The sequence below is a fragment of the Flavobacterium sp. UBA7680 genome (assembly GCF_002482975.1).
GTDB lineage: Bacteria > Bacteroidota > Bacteroidia > Flavobacteriales > Flavobacteriaceae > Flavobacterium.
Genome location: NZ_DLHA01000059.1, coordinates 40,900 through 58,411 on the forward strand (window position 1 = coordinate 40,900; position 17,512 = coordinate 58,411).

21 protein-coding genes are annotated in these 17,512 nt (G+C 31.9%); 3 read left to right on the forward strand and 18 right to left on the reverse strand.

Going from position 1 to position 17,512, the window contains the following annotated elements; all coding sequences use genetic code 11:
* Positions 1–374 precede the first annotated feature (374 nt).
* The gene (locus B3C18_RS25290; protein WP_291153490.1) at positions 375–1,691 is read right to left on the reverse strand and encodes an ammonium transporter; all 1,317 of its coding nucleotides are present in this window, start codon (positions 1,689–1,691) and stop codon (positions 375–377) included.
* 316 nt (positions 1,692–2,007) lie between these two features.
* On the opposite strand from B3C18_RS25290, the gene B3C18_RS25295 reads away from it, so the two are divergent.
* The 3 genes from B3C18_RS25295 (at position 2,008) to B3C18_RS25305 (ending at position 5,652) form a co-directional block, all read left to right on the forward strand.
* A complete protein-coding gene (locus B3C18_RS25295) occupies positions 2,008–2,979 on the forward strand; it encodes a Gfo/Idh/MocA family protein (protein WP_291153493.1) in 972 nt (323 codons plus the stop codon).
* A 271-nt stretch (positions 2,980–3,250) separates the two neighbouring features.
* The gene (locus B3C18_RS25300) at positions 3,251–3,943 is read left to right on the forward strand and encodes a hypothetical protein (RefSeq protein ID WP_291153496.1); all 693 of its coding nucleotides are present in this window, start codon (positions 3,251–3,253) and stop codon (positions 3,941–3,943) included.
* 173 nt (positions 3,944–4,116) lie between these two features.
* Positions 4,117–5,652, forward strand: a complete 1,536-nt coding sequence (locus B3C18_RS25305; RefSeq protein ID WP_291153499.1) for a YifB family Mg chelatase-like AAA ATPase — start codon at positions 4,117–4,119, stop codon at positions 5,650–5,652.
* Between the two features lie 147 nt (positions 5,653–5,799).
* On the opposite strand, the gene B3C18_RS25310 is transcribed toward B3C18_RS25305, so the two are convergent.
* From B3C18_RS25310 to B3C18_RS25390, 17 genes are all read right to left on the reverse strand, one after another.
* The gene (locus B3C18_RS25310; RefSeq protein WP_291153502.1) at positions 5,800–7,389 is read right to left on the reverse strand and encodes an ABC-F family ATP-binding cassette domain-containing protein; all 1,590 of its coding nucleotides are present in this window, start codon (positions 7,387–7,389) and stop codon (positions 5,800–5,802) included.
* 154 nt (positions 7,390–7,543) lie between these two features.
* A complete protein-coding gene (locus B3C18_RS25315; protein WP_291153505.1) occupies positions 7,544–7,912 on the reverse strand; it encodes a nuclear transport factor 2 family protein in 369 nt (122 codons plus the stop codon).
* A gap of 30 nt (positions 7,913–7,942) precedes the next feature.
* Positions 7,943–8,464 (reverse strand): hypothetical protein, encoded by a 522-nt coding sequence (locus B3C18_RS25320; protein WP_291153508.1) that lies wholly within the window; start codon positions 8,462–8,464, stop codon positions 7,943–7,945.
* A gap of 1 nt (position 8,465) precedes the next feature.
* The gene (locus B3C18_RS25325; protein WP_291153511.1) at positions 8,466–9,290 is read right to left on the reverse strand and encodes a hypothetical protein; all 825 of its coding nucleotides are present in this window, start codon (positions 9,288–9,290) and stop codon (positions 8,466–8,468) included.
* A gap of 138 nt (positions 9,291–9,428) precedes the next feature.
* A complete protein-coding gene (locus tag B3C18_RS25330; RefSeq protein WP_291153516.1) occupies positions 9,429–10,115 on the reverse strand; it encodes a GNAT family N-acetyltransferase in 687 nt (228 codons plus the stop codon).
* Position 10,116: 1 nt separating this feature from the next.
* Positions 10,117–10,986 carry an alpha/beta hydrolase gene (locus B3C18_RS25335; RefSeq protein WP_291153519.1) on the reverse strand — a complete coding sequence of 290 codons (870 nt, stop codon included), beginning with the start codon at positions 10,984–10,986 and terminating at the stop codon, positions 10,117–10,119.
* Between the two features lie 86 nt (positions 10,987–11,072).
* A complete protein-coding gene (locus tag B3C18_RS25340) occupies positions 11,073–11,576 on the reverse strand; it encodes an SRPBCC family protein (protein ID WP_291153522.1) in 504 nt (167 codons plus the stop codon).
* A 28-nt stretch (positions 11,577–11,604) separates the two neighbouring features.
* A complete protein-coding gene (locus B3C18_RS25345) occupies positions 11,605–12,105 on the reverse strand; it encodes an SRPBCC family protein (RefSeq protein WP_291153526.1) in 501 nt (166 codons plus the stop codon).
* Positions 12,095–12,421, reverse strand: coding sequence for an ArsR/SmtB family transcription factor (locus B3C18_RS25350; protein ID WP_291153529.1), 327 nt, complete (start codon positions 12,419–12,421; stop codon positions 12,095–12,097). The genes B3C18_RS25345 and B3C18_RS25350 overlap by 11 nt, the downstream gene beginning before the upstream one ends.
* A gap of 142 nt (positions 12,422–12,563) precedes the next feature.
* Positions 12,564–13,751, reverse strand: coding sequence for a hypothetical protein (locus B3C18_RS25355; protein ID WP_291153532.1), 1,188 nt, complete (start codon positions 13,749–13,751; stop codon positions 12,564–12,566).
* A gap of 239 nt (positions 13,752–13,990) precedes the next feature.
* Positions 13,991–14,221: a DUF2314 domain-containing protein gene (locus B3C18_RS25360; RefSeq protein WP_291153560.1), complete on the reverse strand. Its 231-nt coding sequence runs from the start codon at positions 14,219–14,221 to the stop codon at positions 13,991–13,993.
* A gap of 9 nt (positions 14,222–14,230) precedes the next feature.
* Positions 14,231–14,479, reverse strand: a complete 249-nt coding sequence (locus tag B3C18_RS25365; protein ID WP_291153535.1) for a hypothetical protein — start codon at positions 14,477–14,479, stop codon at positions 14,231–14,233.
* Between the two features lie 18 nt (positions 14,480–14,497).
* The gene (locus B3C18_RS25370) at positions 14,498–14,965 is read right to left on the reverse strand and encodes a DUF1572 family protein (protein ID WP_291153538.1); all 468 of its coding nucleotides are present in this window, start codon (positions 14,963–14,965) and stop codon (positions 14,498–14,500) included.
* A gap of 26 nt (positions 14,966–14,991) precedes the next feature.
* Positions 14,992–15,402, reverse strand: coding sequence for a putative Ig domain-containing protein (locus B3C18_RS25375; protein WP_291153540.1), 411 nt, complete (start codon positions 15,400–15,402; stop codon positions 14,992–14,994).
* A 32-nt stretch (positions 15,403–15,434) separates the two neighbouring features.
* Positions 15,435–15,887 (reverse strand): hypothetical protein, encoded by a 453-nt coding sequence (locus tag B3C18_RS25380; RefSeq protein WP_291153542.1) that lies wholly within the window; start codon positions 15,885–15,887, stop codon positions 15,435–15,437.
* A 102-nt stretch (positions 15,888–15,989) separates the two neighbouring features.
* Positions 15,990–16,523 carry a hypothetical protein gene (locus B3C18_RS25385; RefSeq protein WP_291153544.1) on the reverse strand — a complete coding sequence of 178 codons (534 nt, stop codon included), beginning with the start codon at positions 16,521–16,523 and terminating at the stop codon, positions 15,990–15,992.
* Positions 16,524–16,555: 32 nt separating this feature from the next.
* Positions 16,556–17,509, reverse strand: coding sequence for a hypothetical protein (locus B3C18_RS25390; RefSeq protein WP_291153546.1), 954 nt, complete (start codon positions 17,507–17,509; stop codon positions 16,556–16,558).
* Between the last annotated feature and the right edge of the window lie 3 nt (positions 17,510–17,512).

Consider the following 17,512-nt stretch of genomic DNA (forward strand, 5'->3'; position numbering starts at 1 on the left):
ATTAAGAGATCTTCTAATTCTTAATCTCTCTAAAGATTTAAAATCTTAACGGCATTAAAAACATAGCCCGCGGTTTTAACCGCGGGAACACAATCAATATCAAATCTCGATTTTATGATGTTTTCCACGGTTGAAATCGCGGGAGCAGAATCAACATCAAACCTCTATTCTATGCGTCCCACGGTTGAAACCGCGGGCTATGTTTTAAGAAGTTTGTCTTTAGATCTTTGACGATATGAAGTTTTAATCTAAAATCCACACTCTAAAATCTAAAATATATATTTAAATCGGTTGAAGTTAATTCAAACAAAAAAGCACTCTAAATAATATAGAGTGCTTTTTTTATCAGCAAGTAGTATATAAAAATTAATTTCTTATAAGAATTCTCCGTGTTGAGAGATATCTAAACCTAATTCTTCTTTTTCTTCAGTAACTCTTAGAGGAGTAATTTTATTTACAACAAAGAATAAAATATAAGAACCTACAAAAGCAAAGATTGAAACGATAACTAAAGCAGTTAATTGGTTGATAAATAAAGTTGGAGTTCCGAAGATTAAACCTTGGTTATCACCAACAACTGGGTTAATAGCTTTTGAAGCGAAAACACCAGTTAATAACATACCTACCATACCACCAACACCGTGACATGCAAATACATCAAGAGCATCGTCGATTTTTCCTTTAGGGAATTTGCTTACTACTAGGTTACTTACAATTGCAGCAAATAAACCAATGAAGATTGCATGAGAAATGCTAACAAAACCAGCAGCAGGAGTAATGGCAACAAGACCTACAACAGCTCCAATACAAGCTCCAAGTGCAGATAATTTGTGACCTAAAATTTTATCAAGGAAAACCCAAGCCATTGCAGCAGCGGCAGCAGCAACAGTAGTTGTTCCTAAAGCCTGTACAGCTAAACCATTTGATCCTAATGCAGATCCTGCATTGAAACCAAACCATCCAAACCATAGTAAACCTGTTCCTAATAATACATAAGTAATTCTCGCAGGATTAACTTTTTGAATTTTTCTTTTTCCTAAAAAGATAGCTCCGGCTAATGCAGCCCAACCAGCGCTCATGTGTACTACAGTTCCACCAGCGAAGTCAAGAACTCCCATTTTAAAGAAAACTCCATCTGGATGCCAAGTCATGTGAGCCAAAGGAGCATATATAACAATTATGAATAAAACCATGAATAACAAATAAGCCCAGAAACGTACACGTTCTGCAAAAGCACCTGTAATTAACGCAGGAGTAATGATGGCGAATTTGGCCTGAAATAATGCGAATAACATAAACGGAATCGTTGGTGCAAGGCTCCATGCAGTGTTTGTTCCAACACCTTCAAAGAATAAATTAGAAGATGGATTTCCGATGATTCCTCCAATTGTAGGACCAAAAGCTAATCCAAAAGCAACAACAACCCATAAAATTGTAACAATTACCATTGCCATAAAACTTTGAAGCATAGTACTGATAACGTTTTTCTTACCTACCATACCTCCGTAGAAAAATCCTAATCCTGGAGTCATTAACAATACAAAAGCAGTTGCAACGATCATCCAAGCCGTATCTCCCGTATCAAACTTTACAGCTTCTGCCGGAATTGGGTTATCGGCGATGATGAAATTCGATATAAAGGTTAGTACCAAAATAGTGATAAGAATCACACTTAAAATAATTTTTCGCATAGTTATTTAGTTTTAAAATTTTTGATAAAAGTATAAAATGATTTAATACCCCCTAATAAAATAGAGTCTAATGTTTAATTTTTGTTAATTTTTAAATTTAACCCCCTAAATTTTAAATGTATTTGTTAAAACATACTTAAAATTTACATTTTAGCAGCGTTTTTTTTTACTTGATTTTCAAATCGAATATTTTTCCTATTTTTTTAATACACTTTTTTGAGTTAAACTTGTTGTTTGTTATCTAAAAACATCTAATTGGATTTATTGTTGAATTATATTTAATGTTTTTAACACTTTTTATAATTAAAATTTAAGAATGAAAAATCAGAAAATAAAGTGGGGAATAATTGGATTGGGAAACATTGCACATCAATTTGCAACAGATTTATTATTGGTTGAAGATGCAGAATTACTTGCTGTTGCTTCACGAGATATTTTGAAAGCAGAGGAATTTGGAGCCAAATTCAATGCTATGAGAATGTATAATTCTTATGATTTAATTTTTGAAGACAAGGAAATGGATATTGTATACATCGCAACGCCTCACGATTCGCACGCTGAATTATCTATAAAAGCACTCGAAAGCGGTAAACATGTTTTATGCGAAAAACCAATTGCACTTTCTTATAAAGATGCCGAACGTATGATCGAGGCTTCTAAAAAACATAATAAATTTTTTATGGAAGCATTTTGGACACGATTTATTCCGGCTGTTCAGGATGTTTTGGCAAAAGTTGAAAGTGGAATTATTGGTGAACCCAATTACATAAAAGCCGATTTTGCCTTTATAGGAAATGATGTTGAAGGAAGCCGACTTTTTAATAAAAACCGCGGAGGCGGTGCATTATTTGATATTGGCGTTTATCCATTATTTCTCTCCTATATAGTATTCGGAATTCCGAAAGAGATAATCGCAAAAGCTGTTCATCATAAAAATGGAATTGATTTACAGACTTCCATGATTTTACAATATGAAAAAGCCCAATCTATTTTACATTCTTCTATAGTTTCAGAATCTGATATGAAAGCTTTAATTAGCGGAACAAAAGGCCGAATCGAACTAAATTCGCCTTGGTTTATGGCTGATGGATATTCTGTTTTTAAAGAAGAACAAGAATCAGTTTATAATTTGCCGACTCTTGGGAAAGGTTATGCTCATGAAATTATGGAGTGTAACAATTGTATCAAAAATAATCAAATTGAAAGTGAACTTTGGTCACATCAAAATAGTTTGGATTTGAGTAAGATTGTTGAGGAGATTAAAACGCAGATTGAGTTGCGATTTTAATATGTAATTGTTGCTGGAAAATTGAAAGAAGCGGGGTTGACAGCGTCGGTTTAGAAGTCTACATCACACTATTTCAAATTTTTATAGTATTATGATATGAGGTTGATTATTTTAGTCTTAAGTATTTGAAATACAGTTAATTAATTTTATGTTGTTAATTAATATTTGGTAGCTTTGTGTGAATTTATCATAAATAAATAATCTTGAGGTAACTCAAATTATGTCAGATATTATGAAACCTCAAATTCATATAACCATTAAACTATATATAATGGAAGAGATGATAAAAAATCAATCAAAAGTAATCAAATTAGGAATGTTATTTTCCTTTGTTTTGTTTGCATTTTTTTGTTGTACAGCATATAACAATTTTAATGCATTTAATGTTTTGGGGTTATTTTTTACAATTTCGGGTGTTATCTATTGTTTTAAAGAATTAATGTTTTTTGAATCTAACTTTCACAATCATTCTTCACATTTAATATCTTGGGTATATCCTAATGGGGATAAACTTATTGTAACTTGTTGGGGCATTCTCAAGGAAAATAAAGTTGCACCAAAAATTGATGTAAAAAATAAATTTGAAGGTTTTTCTTGGGACTTTGATAACGTCAAAGATTTGATAGAAAATGTTACAACTAATAGCGGAAATCCATTATCATCATTAATACCTTCTATAAAATTTTCTACGACATCAAACCAAATTGAAAATTATATAATATTTGGTTTTGTTGATAAAATCGACATTACATTTGTTGAACTTGATAAGGGATTCATTATTATTAACATTGAGAAAAAAAATATTGATATTAAGTACAATATGACTTATCCTCTTCCTTCAAATAAAACATCACTAAAAGAAGAATTTGAGATATTTGAAAAGCGCATAAACAAAAAGTTTACTCCCGTAAGGGCGCTTTATATCGAAAAATCTATTGTTGATGAAATTATGATGATGGAATAATGGTAACTTGCCAGTCTATTGACAGAAAAAAATAGCATATCAAATATGTCTGAAAAAGTCTTATTCGGATATAAATTTATGACTTTAATTTTTAAAATTCTTTATTTGTAATAAAATATTTACATTTTAATATTTTTTCATTAGTTTTAAAAACAATTAATGAAAGGAATATTATGTTAGTAAAAGTTTACGGAAGTGCCGTTTTTGGAGTTGAAGCAACAACGATTACGATCGAGGTTCATATGGATAAAGGGATTGGTTATCATTTAGTTGGTCTTCCGGATAATGCCATAAAAGAAAGTAGTTACCGAATCGCGGCAGCCCTCAAAAATAATAACTTAAGTTTTCCCGGGAAAAAAATTACCATAAATATGGCACCGGCCGACCTTCGAAAAGAAGGTTCTGCTTATGATTTGCCTCTTGCAATGGGAATTTTGGTTGGCTCAGATCAGATAAAAGCACCAGAAATTGAACAATATATTATTATGGGTGAACTTTCTCTTGACGGAAGTTTACAGCCTATCCGTGGCGCTTTGCCTATTGCTATAAAGGCAAAAGAAGAAGGTTATAAAGGTTTTTTTCTGCCTATCCAAAATGTAAAAGAAGCTACAATTGTTGCCGGTTTAGATGTTTACGGCGTTTCGAATCTGCAAGAAGTAATTGATTTTTTTGCAGGAAAAGGAATTCTTCAACCAACTGTAATTGATACGAGAGCTGAATTTTACAAAACCCTAGATTTCCCAGAATTTGATTTCTCTGACGTTCGTGGACAAGAAAGTATAAAACGCTGTATGGAAATTGCGGCTGCAGGCGGACATAATATTATTTTAATTGGTCCGCCCGGAGCAGGAAAAACAATGCTGGCAAAACGTGTTCCCAGTATTTTGCCTCCAATGACTTTGCGCGAAGCACTTGAAACGACTAAAATTCATAGCGTTGCCGGAAAATTAAAAGAAGTTGGGTTGATGAATCAGCGTCCGTTTCGAAGTCCACATCATACAATTTCGAATGTGGCGCTGGTTGGCGGCGGAAGTTATCCGCAGCCGGGAGAAATCTCTATGGCACATAATGGTGTTTTATTTTTGGATGAATTGCCGGAATTTAAACGTGATGTTTTAGAAGTAATGCGTCAGCCGCTTGAAGATCGTGAAGTTACAATTTCGAGAGCTAAATTTACGGTAACTTATCCGTCATCGTTTATGCTTGTGGCGAGTATGAATCCAAGTCCGAGTGGATTTTTTAATGATCCAAGTATGCCCAATACTTCATCGCCGCACGAAATGCAGCGTTATATGAGTAAAATTTCAGGTCCGCTTTTAGACCGAATCGATATTCATATTGAAGTTACTCCGGTTCCGTTTGATAAACTGGCAGACGACCGTAAAGCCGAAAGCAGTGTTGAAATTCGTAAACGTGTTACAGCTGCGCGTGAAATTCAAACCAAACGTTTTGCAGACATAGAAAATATCCATTACAACGCTCAAATGAGCAGTAAACTAATCCGTGAGTTTTGTGCATTAGACGAACAATCAAAAGAGCTTTTAAAAAACGCCATGGAACGTTTAAATCTTTCTGCAAGAGCATATGACAGAATTTTGAAAGTTGCGAGAACCATTGCGGATTTAGATAATGCTCCGGTTGTAATTTCGCAGCATATTGCGGAGGCTATTCAATATAGAAGTTTGGATCGTGAGGGATGGCTGGGGTAATTGATTTTAGATTTCTGATTTTAGATTTCTGATTTTAGATTTTAGATTGTAAGGCTTTGAGGTGAAAACTTTGTCAAAGTTTGAAACTTTGACAAAGTTCTGCGCAGTCTTGTCATTCCAAGGAACGAGAAATGACAAACTGTACCTTTAATTCAACTCAATAAAATCCTCAATATGGATTTCTTCCAAAAAATGAACATCATGCGAAACCACAATTAAAGTCCCTTTGTACTCATTAATTGCAGCTGTCAGGATTTCGATATTTTGAATATCAAGATTATTTGTTGGCTCATCCAGTATAATAATATCTGGAGCCTGATTATTAATCGTTAAACAATAAAGCATCAAACGCATTTTTTCTCCTCCGCTTAAAGCGAAACAAGGCTTGTTCCAGTCATTTTGCGAAAACAGAAATTTATTCAGTTTCATTTTTATATCATGTTCCTGTAACCCCGAAACATTAAATTTCTGAGCTTGTTCATAAACCGAAACTTGATTTTCAACAAGCGAATAATCCTGATCAATGTAAATTATTTTAGAATCAGCTTTGTAGACAGTTCCTGTTTTGGATTGTAATTCGCCCATGATTATTTTTATCAAAGTCGTTTTTCCAGAACCATTTAAACCTTTCAAGGAAATACGCTGTCCGCTTAGAATTTGAAAACTAAGTGGGGTTTTCCATAACAATTGATCTTCATAACTATGATTAATTTCAGTCGCTGTAAAAAGTATTTTGCCTTTATGAAGATTGGTTTTGTCAAAGCCAAATTTCATTTGATCAATATCCGGTAAAGCCGAACGCAATTCTTGTAAATCTTTTGAGATTCCGCCAATTTTTTCTGCATGAACACCTTTTGTTTTTGCTGTACTATTTTCGGCATTGTTACGTAAAGTATTCATCATAATTCTCGAAACTCCTGCTTTCTTTTGCTTTTTTTCGCCGCGGGAATCCAGTTTGTTTTGACGTTCGAGCGTTTCACGTTCTTTTTCTTTCGCTTTGCGCAAAGCCTTTTCTTTACTCTGGATATCCTGACTCAAGGCGTTGTTTTCGATTTGCTTTTGTTCGGTATAAAAATCATAATTACCGCCGTAAACCGTAATTCCGTGTTTCGATAATTCGTAAACAGAATTTAATAAATTCAGTAATTTTCGATCGTGGCTTACTATAATTAAAGTTGAAGAAGTGTTTTTTATAAAACCATATAATAATTCCCTTCCCGAAATATCCAAATGATTACTCGGTTCATCAAGTAAAACAAGTTCAGGTTCGTGAATTGAAATTCCGGCCAGGAAAACTTTTGTTTTTTGTCCGCCGCTTAATATTTCTAATTTTTGATCTAAACTTAAATCATTCAATTGCCAATATTGTAACGCTTCATTACAGCGATCTTCAATTGTCCAGTCGTCGTTTAAAATGTTGAGGTTTTCTTCAGAAACATTTCCGTTAAGGATTTCGTGCAATGCATTTAGTTTGTCTTCAACATGCAAAGCCTCAGCAATTGTAAGATGATTAAACTGCCCAAATATCTGCGGCAGATAATAGGGTTTCGAATCTGTTTTTAATAAGCCGTCAGCAGGCTGTAATTCACCTGCAATAATTTTTAATAATGTTGATTTTCCAACGCCGTTATTGCCAATTAAAGCAATTTTTTCGTGATGATTAACTGTAAAAGTAATTTTATCAAACAACAAATCTTTGTTTGAATGTAGGTATGAGATATTCTGTAAAATAACCATAATTTCTTTCTTTAAGGAATAAACAAATGAGCAAGCCGTTTTATGGCTTACCTTAAAATTGTCCGAAAGAAATTTTTATTCACATAGAGATTGTGCGGTTTATTTAGTTTTGCAAAGATATAAAAAAAATATTTTTTAAGATTTGAATATCAAGTTATTCAAATTTTAAATTGGCATTTTTTGACATTAAGTAGGAGGTAAGCTTTTTAATTTTTCCATTTTCCATTTCAAAAACATCGCAAAAAACGGCATCGAGTTTATTTCCGTTTTTCATGTTTCCCTGAACAGCGCCTTCGGCAATTAAGATATCATTCTCTTCAATTAATTTTATAATCTGTATCGTTGGACTGCCTACAAAGTTCTCATTTTCAATTTCTTTATCAAATGCTTCTTTTCCCACATGCTGATAAATTCCGGGCATTTCCCAAATTACATCATCTGTAAGACAAGCAAGAACTCTGTCATGATCGCTTACTCTAAAAGCGGCCATGTATTCGTTTACGGTTTGTTTATTTGGTGTCATAATAAGAAAGAAATAAAGTTAATTACTGTTTTATCGTTCTATTATTTTTGCCTGAAGAATTGTTTCTAAATCCTGAGCACTTTTTTTACTTTCAATTTTAAAACCAAATCCAACCATTGCAATTCCGAATATAAGCATTAGATAAGGAATAAACATAAAAAATCCAGCTTCAGAATTAAGTCCGTTGTTGAATAAAATATTGTATGTTACGGCTATACATGCGATAGAAACACCGCCAAGCCAAATAATCATAAAAACTTTTACAAGTTCAACCAAACTCATTTTTACAATTATTTTAGAGCCATTTATATCCTCTTTAATTTCTCCTTTTATGATAGGCAAAAACGAATTTCTATAGTTTATAGCTCTTTTGATTTCAAAACTATTATTAAAAATTTTACCAACATAAGGCTTAGAATATGAAAAGTTATTGGCGCCAAAACCAAAAGATTTTTCAGCTTCAATTTCGTTTTGTAAATGCAATAAAAGATCTTCTTTTGTTAGTTTTGAACGGTAAAATAATTCTTCAAAAGGCAGCAATTTTTTAATCATTTTATTTGATAATTATTTGTCCGTTTGATTCATAAGTAAAAACCCAGGTTCTGCTGCTTTCATAGCTCAAAGCAGCATCATAGTACTTAATTTCTGTATATTTTCTGTAATTATTTTTTGAAAGAGAACGATAGAAACATTCCTCTAATAATTGTAATTTTTTGAAAGGATTTGTTGAGTTATCATAATCTTCAAAAGTTCTGATGATTTTTTCACCTTTACTTACTCCATTATGCAATTCCAGATATTCGGTTTTTGTCAAATTACCATTTGCATCGTAATAAAAATTCTCCGCATAAGATCTAACATAATCATTTGGATCTGAAGCGTCATAAGGAACATTTGGATAAGTTGTAGTTATTTTTATAAGCTTATTTTCGCTATATGTAAAAATCTGTTTTTTAGCCAAATACGGACTGGATGTATTTGGGATTTCTTTTGCAATAATTTGATTTGCAGAATTTAAAGTAATTAGTTTGGTGTTTTTCCCTACTTGAAAATCTGGAGAGGTCGAAAAATCTTCAATGGTTACTGTATTGTTTGAATAAACGAAAGAAGTATAAACATCTTTTGTGTACACTCTGTTGTAACCAGTTGAACCTGCAACAGCAAAAAAACCACCATTTTTTTTCGTTAGTTTTTGGTTTGAATCATATTCTAAAGTAAATTTCATTACTCCCGGATTAACAGGTACAAAGTCAGAGTAAAATAAATCTGGGTTTATTTCTTTAAGTAAAGATTCATTATCTGAATTATTTACAGGTGCATCATCATTAGAACAAGAAGTAATAAACAATGCTAGAAATAGAAATTTAAGTAGTTTCATTTGTTTCAAAATTGTGGTTTTTGGTAATGTTTAATTTTGGTTAAATATAGAGTTTTTTAATAATCTGCTGCATTTTTTCAAGTGAAATTTCTTATTATTTTTTGAACCTTGAATTAGTTCTTTAATGAAAAGTAAATTTTAGATTTTTTTAGAAATATTCCAGAAACTCATCTTTCTTCGGGTAACAAAACCTAATTTTTCATAGAGTTTGACAGCTCCTATATTACTTTCAACGACATGCAAAAACGGAATTTTACCTTCATCAAAAATATTGTTTGCAACGTGCGAAGTCAGCTGTTTAGCGTAACCTTTTCCGGTGTGATCCGGATGCGTAATAATAGCGCTGACTTCTGTAAAATTGTTCATTTTCATGCGTTCGCCTGCAATTGCAGCTAATTTTCCATCATTGAAAATTCCGTAATAATTACCTAACAAAGATGTTTTGGTTTTAAAATATCCAGGCTGAACTAAATTTACTAAATCGAATAATTCTGCTGCATGTTCTTCATTCAGTTTAATGATTTCATTATCAAATGTTATTTGAATTTTTTTATGAATAATCATTTGTAGACAAACTAGTTCTTTTACAATTTTCAAAGTGTCAGCGATTTTGGGTTTTTCGCCAACAATAAAGAAATTTTCACATAATGAAGCATATTTTTCTGCTGATTCTAAAGTACTTTCAAGGTCTAAAAATCCTCCAAACGGACAATAATCAGGATTATAAAATTTGGTTCCGTTATAGTCAATAGCAAATTTATCGTGGCTTTCAGATAGTGAATTCCAAACGGGATTATCTAATTTATTTTCTTCTGTTATTTTCATTTTATTCTTTGTTTTGTGGATAAAAGAATTTAAAAGAATTCGAAACCGCCGGATGTAAAATAGTACCGTGGTTTTCTGCAGGGAAATAGTCAAAATAGCTTTTGATGTTTTTGCTTTTTGATGCCTTTATTTTTTCGGCCAATAAATTAGCATCGACTTCCATAACTCTCGGCATTTGGGTTGGTGCAAGTCCTTCTTTGCCTACAGCAATGTAAATCTCAACATTTTGTTTGAAATTCTCCTGAAAAATTTCAGAATCCAGATTTAAAATAGAACCATTATCCCACCATAAACTTGGGCTTACAATTACATATTTATTAAAAAGAGACGGTTTTTTGAATAAGATTTCGGTTTCCAATAATCCGCCTAAAGATTGACCGATAATCGTTTTAGAATTGTTGGTTTTGTATTTTTTATCAATAAAAGGCTGTAATTCTTTTTCGATAAAAGAAATAAATTTATCTGAATGTCCGGTTGTTGGAAATCGGTTTTTATCCTTTTCAACAGTTGTAGGGAAAGTAAAATCTCTTCTTCTGTCGACCGTTGCAATACCTACAACAATCGATTTTGGAACCTGATTGATCCATTCAAAACTATTAAACTGAACTAAACCCGAAATATGAATAAAGTCTTCATCGGCAGAACCATCTAATAAATAAATTACGGGATATTTTTCCTGATCTTTAGGATTATAACCTTCAGGAAGATAAATGTTTAAAATTCTATTTTCGCCTAATTCCTTAGATTGAATTTCATCTATAACACCTAAAACAAAAGGTTTAGTCGTTTCAACGGTTTTAGATTTGCTGTTTTGGCTGAAAATTAGATTTGCGGAAAGAAATAAAAAAGTGAGGGTAAAAAATTGGTTCATTATAGAAGTAAAAATGATTTGTAAAAAGACGAAAGTTACAATTTTTATTTTTTGCAGCTTTCGTCTTTCCTATCATTTGAACACATTTATTTTGCTTTTCCGGCAAAAATTTCGTCTAAACCTTCCATTGCAATTGTAAACCCTTCTTTGAAACCCATTTCAATGATTTTCTCCAAATCAGATAAATTTTCATGTTTGATAGCAATATCAACAATAGTAGAATTTCCTTGCTCAGAAAAATTCACATTCCAGTTTGATCTCGGAAAATCAGTATTTAAGTTTCCTTCGCTGTCGCTAAAAGCATCCAGATATTTAAAATTAGTTTTCGGACTAATCGAAGTAAAATCGGCAATTGCCCAATGTTCCTCACCTTGAGGGCCAACCATAGCATATATTCTGCGTCCGCCTTCTTTAAAATCCATGCTTTTTGTTCTGGATTTCCACGGAGCCGGAGCCCACCATTGATCTAAAATTTCAGGTTCTGTCCATGCAGACCAAACGTTTGCTAATGAAGCGTCAAACTCACGTTTTACATTTACGGTACTATTTTCTTTGTCTACAGTAAAATCCATTAAAAGATTTGATTTCATATTCTTAAGATTTTAAATGATTATTATTTTATTTTCGTGCTTCAAAGATTTTATCCAGACTTTGCATAGTTGCTGTAATTCCTTCTTTGAAACCCATCTCGATTATTTTTTCTAATTCTTCAAAGCTGTCTCGTCTTATTGCAATATCAACAACTGTCAAATCACCTTGCTCAGAAAAGGTTAAATCCCAATACGAACTTCCAAAAATTGAATTTGGGTTTCCTTCGGCATCGCAAAAAGTAGTAGAATGTTTAAAGTTTGTTTTTGGAGAAATCGAAGTATATTCAAAAACGCTCCAGCGTTCATCACCTTCCGGCCCAACCATGGCATATAATCTTTTTCCACCTTCTTTAAATTCCATAACTGTTGTTTTAGATTTAAACGGAGCAGGTGCCCACCATTGGTCTAAAATTTCAGATTCTGTCCAAGCCGACCAAACGTTTGATAACGATGCGTCAAACTCACGTTTTATATTTACAGTCTTATTTTCTTTGTCTACAGTAAAATTCATTAATAGATTAGATTTCATTTTCTTTAGATTTTAGATTAATTAATACTTGATCCAGCTGGCTAAAACGGCTTTCCCAGATCTTCTTGAATTGTTCGAGCCATTGGTCAACTTCTTTCATTTTTTCAATTTTTAGCTGATAATAAATTTCCCGCCCTATTTTTTTTTCGTCGAGTAACTCACATTCGTTTAAAATTTTAATATGTTTCGAAACGGCTTGTCTTGTGGTATTAAATTGATCGGCAATCGCATTTGGAGTTAATGCATTGGCAGAAACCAAAACTAAAATTGCTCTTCGGGTAGGATCGGCAATGGCCTGAAATATATCTCGTTTCATTTTAAATATAATTTACGCAACTAATCAGTTGCAAATATAAGCAACTTTTTGGTTGCGCAATTATTTTTTTGCAATTTTTTTAATGTGAGAAGTTTATAAAAGAAAAAAGACGCATGAAATGCGCCTTTTGTGTAGTGTTAAATTATCCTCTAAATTTATTTCGAACAATAATATCTTTTAGTCTTGCTTTTAGATCTTCGCCAGTATCATAAACCATTTGTTCGTTATTCGGAAACGGAACGGCACGTTTATTAAAATACGAAACGTAGTTATCGTCGCAGGCATTTCGATCACCTTTATAAGTCGAATAAATATTTTCAAAAATAAACTCACTGCTTACAGGAAAAGTCTGCAGTAACTGATTCGTTCTTAAATCAACATAATCTACTTTTGCCGTTACCTGACAAGATTTAAATTGTCTGAACTCGTAAATATTGGCACGAAGTGTTCTGTAATTGTCTACTTTTATTTCTTTTCCTAAACTGTCTTTTACAGGTCTTCCGCGACTGTCAAGAAGTGTTTTTACACCATCCTTAATTTGTCTTTCTTTAATGAATTCCTTCTCTTTAATCTGCTCTGGCGAAATAAAAATCTCCTTAAAACTGATGATTAAACTATAATCATAATTTATATTTTTTTGTCTCGCATTGTGATAAACTGTCCATTTATCGTTCAGTCCGTACGTTTTAAAATCCAATAAATCGTCCTGAAGCAGTTTCGGAATCACCATATTGGTTTCGTTTTTAGCATAAACATCCACAAAATCAGTTCCTTTAAACTGAGCGTCGTCCATCAGTTTTTTGGTGTTTTTGTAATTTGGGTTTATGCTTTCCAAATAGAAAAAATCATCATACGCTTTTCTAAAATCCAGTTTGTTTTTTGATTTTAAAAGTGCCGAAGCATTTTCATATAAATATTTCGAAAGTGCATTTCTGCTGCTCACAATTTGATCTGAATAATTATCAAACGGAAAACTCGCATTTTTTCCTTGTTTCAATAAACGAAGAGGCAATAAAGGACGAATTTTTTCCTGACGGTTATTTAGCTGCAAATAAGTATTGTAAATACGTTCTGCATTTGCAGGATTGGCTTCTTTTGACATCATATCAAGATCACGCAAATCTCTGTCTTTTGCCTTTGCATACGCTTCTTCAAGCAAAAAGACATAATCTTGTTTTCCTTTAGAATCTTTATTGGTTCTCAAAGCTTCTACAGCGCGATCAATTGCGCCGTCGTAATTACCGTCACTTATTAAAGCTTGGGTTGTTTTAACGCCGCATGAAGAAAAGGCTAAAAATAATATAGAAAATAAAAAAGTAATTTTTTGCATGATATTCATTTTGAAGGTGTAAATATATCTTTTTTAACTTTGAACAACTATGCCTTTTTTAAATTTTTTAGAAGCAGGGAATTTCATTTTCTAGAAGGACTTTTAGTCCCGCTTTCGCCTTTATCTCTCCATTTCATTACGAGGATATCGGCTCTATCGGGGCTAAGCCAGAACATTAATTTTTCATAAGAAATGAAGCAAAGTATTTTAATTGATAATTCAAAGGCTCACTTCAATATTTAATCGATTTGCATACCACTTTCGGCATCAAATTGTTTGCGTTCTTCTTCGGTCATTCTATTTCGTAAAACTTTTATGGTATAACCACCAAATAGTTTTCCGTTTTCGATATACATCCAATCACTAATTTTTGAAGGATCAATATCTATTTTATCACCTGCTTTGTATTCTTTAACGTATTCAGGATCGTTGTTTAAAATTCCTGAATATCTACCGTCTTTAAACTCAATATTACCAACCTACATATGTTCGATTCCGTTTGAATTTGCAAACTCAACTTTTAAAGCCAGACTTTCTGCTTTAGGATTTGATAATCCAGTATTGAAATCATTTAAGGTTTGATTGGCTTTTTCAATTGCAGCATTCATTTCTTTATCTTCACTTTCTACACCATAAATTGTTGGTTCATTTTCTCTTTCAATTTTTTTCGATTCTTTACAACTTACCAAACAAAGAATGGTTATTAAGACTAGTAGTTTTGTTTTCATTTTTTATGTTTTTTAATTTTATTTTGTCAATAATTTCCTGATCAAAACAATCTGTCCTAAATGATAATAACTATGTTCAATCATGGCTTCGATATTTCTTTTGTACGTTCCGTATTTTTCATCTACAAAAACCTGATCTAATTTTTCGTCGGACATTTGTTCCATAAAAGAAGCAAATTCTTCGGCAGCATTCCAGAATTTATCTAAAAAAGTCTGCCAGTCTTCCTGCGAAGTAATAGGAGGGAAGTCAAAACTAAATTTGTCTTTTATATCCAACGGACCGCCTTTAAAAACATTATTTATTCCATTGATATAATAATGAATGTGCTGCGCCAAAATTGAAATGGTATTGAGATTTTTTACGGGAGTTACAGCAACTTTCCAGTCTAGATTTTCGAGCTGGTGTTTGTAATTGGTATTCGCAATCCAGGTTCCGTTTAAAATAGTTTCTCTAAAACGATTGGCAATTTCTACAGTGTTTTTCATAGTTGTATTATTGTCGCTGTTAGTATTTATTGAATTGTTATTTTGTATTTTTTGGAAGTACTGCTTTCGCACAAACTATCAGTTTCATCATTATCATTAAGCGGAGTAACGGTTATTGAAACAGTAAACTCATAAGTACCATTTTTTTTAGGTATGCCGCTAAGAGTTACATTGTGATTGTTAATACTGTAATTAAGCCCGGGAGGAAGATTTCCCTCAATTGATGCAGAATCAATTCGATATTCATCTGTACGTGTGTTTAACATTTCGTAAGTTACATTATCATTGTACATTACAAAAACAGATCCCGTTTTTAATTCTTTAGAAATCAAATTAGGCTTTCTTTCCTTTATACAGTCTACAGCATGCTCACAGCTTATAAACGTGAGTAGTAAAAAGATGAAAAGAATAATTTTAGAAAATTTATGGTTTTTCATTTACTTCTTTTTTTGGAGATCAATAAAGATTGTTATTTATTTAAAATCGCTTCTATTTTAGCCTCAGATTTTTCTTTGATTGGGCTGTCAGGATGAAAACTCCAGATGATTAGAAATTTTCCTTTTGCCAGATATTCTTCCGGATGTTCATCTGTTGGCTGACCGTCTTTTCCCCATAATAATCCCTGTAAAAATCTGTCGCCTTTAAAAACGTGATCAAATTCAAAATACATAATAGAACCGCTGTCTGCTCTGTTTTTAAAACTCTGAATTTGTTTGCTTTTTACGGTTCCAACAATGTTGCTGTAGGTTTCAATATCAGTATAAAAATTACAAGCTTGAGGAGTAACACAAATCTGACCGTCGTTAGGAGCGTAGCCTTTTGGAATTTCTTTAGCTTTTAGTTTTAAATCTGTAAGAGTCTGGCTGAATACATTTGCCGTAAATAATAAGAATAATGCCGATAGGGGAATCGTAATTTTCATAGGTTTTTGGTTTTGATTTGGAATATTAAAAATAGGTTTTTTATTTGAAGGTTTTGATTCTCAACTTTGGAAAACAAGAGTAAATATTTAGAATAAGATAGATTACTTATAGTTGTATTTTTTCTCCGTATCTACTTTCATTTTTTTAATGTAGTTTATGTCTTTCTTTAATAAAGCTTCATTAGATGAAGAATCGATTACTTTATTATCAAAGTATTTTAATACTTTTCTTTTAGGACTGTAAAAAAGTACATAAGTAGTATCGCACGAATCTTCTAATTTAAAGCTGTTGTTTTTCCATTCAGGGGTTATTTCACGTCTAATAATTTTTTGAATGGAATCAGTCGAAGAATCGAAGAAAACTAATGATTGAATGAAACCATTTTCAGGTTCGTGGGAATATTTTAAAAGCTTTATTTTAGAGTCAAATATATAAGAGGTCTGCTGTACAAGTGCTTCGAATTTATATTCAAACTTTTCGGCTTTGTATTTTGTTATCGAATCATTAAAGTCATTTTCAAACTGTTTCATGACATCATCATTATTTTCTTTACTACAATTACTAAATATTGTTAGTAGTAGAACACCAAAAATGATATGAATTATTCGGGAATTTAATACAAGTTTTATTTTCATTATCTTAAAAAAAATCTTAGTTAAGGATTGATTTAGGAGTATATAAAGTTCAGAATAATATCATAAACACTATTCCAATTAATAAGCAGTCCTATTGAAAATGAGATTGCATTACAGACTAAAGAAGCTAAAAGTGCCTTTTTAAAATCTATTTTAAGTAATTTATAAATTATAACTGATTCGACAATAATTGCAAAACATTCGCTAAATGCAATATAAGGAAATCTTGATGTTATAAAGGCAGGAAAAACAAACCAAACATAAGGCAAAGTTGAAAATGAAGTTATGAATCCTGTAATTAACAATAATCTGCTGCTTATGTTTAGTTTCTTGTATTTGGTTTTAAATAGAAGAAATAAAATAAGGGTTTCGAAGAAAATTGTAACCAGCAATGCGAGTAAAAAATGAAATATTTTAGTGTTTGGATAAATTTCAATTACTCTGTCGTCATTTTTAAAAGGATAAACATCGCTTTTGCTTTGTTCTTCATAAGCATATTCTTTTACCGAAAATGGTTCTCCATTACTATATTCAAATAATTCTTTGCATTTATATAATATAATTCTTGTCTTGGTAAGTTTTACAATTTTATACTGTTCTTCGAGAAAAGACATTGGGTCGTCATTATCAGTATATCCGCCCTCGCTGCCGATAGAAATATTAGCTTTTAGAACATTTTTATCCTCTAACCAATTAAGATTATCTAAATTTTTATTTAAAAGATAGCTTTTCTTGGCAGCCACGATATAAAACATGTTGAATTTATATCCTTTGTGAATACAATCTTTAGAATTTATAATATACGATTCAGTAGAGTGGTCTCCTGACACCTGCTTTATATAGCCAATAAAAGAATAATCAGGAAACTCATCTATGTTTATTATTTTGACGCATTTTCCATAATAATGTGTGTTTTCGGGAACAACATCGCAGTAAGATGTTTGGAAAAAGAATAAAAAGAGTACTAAGAAAAGTAGGTTTTTCATATT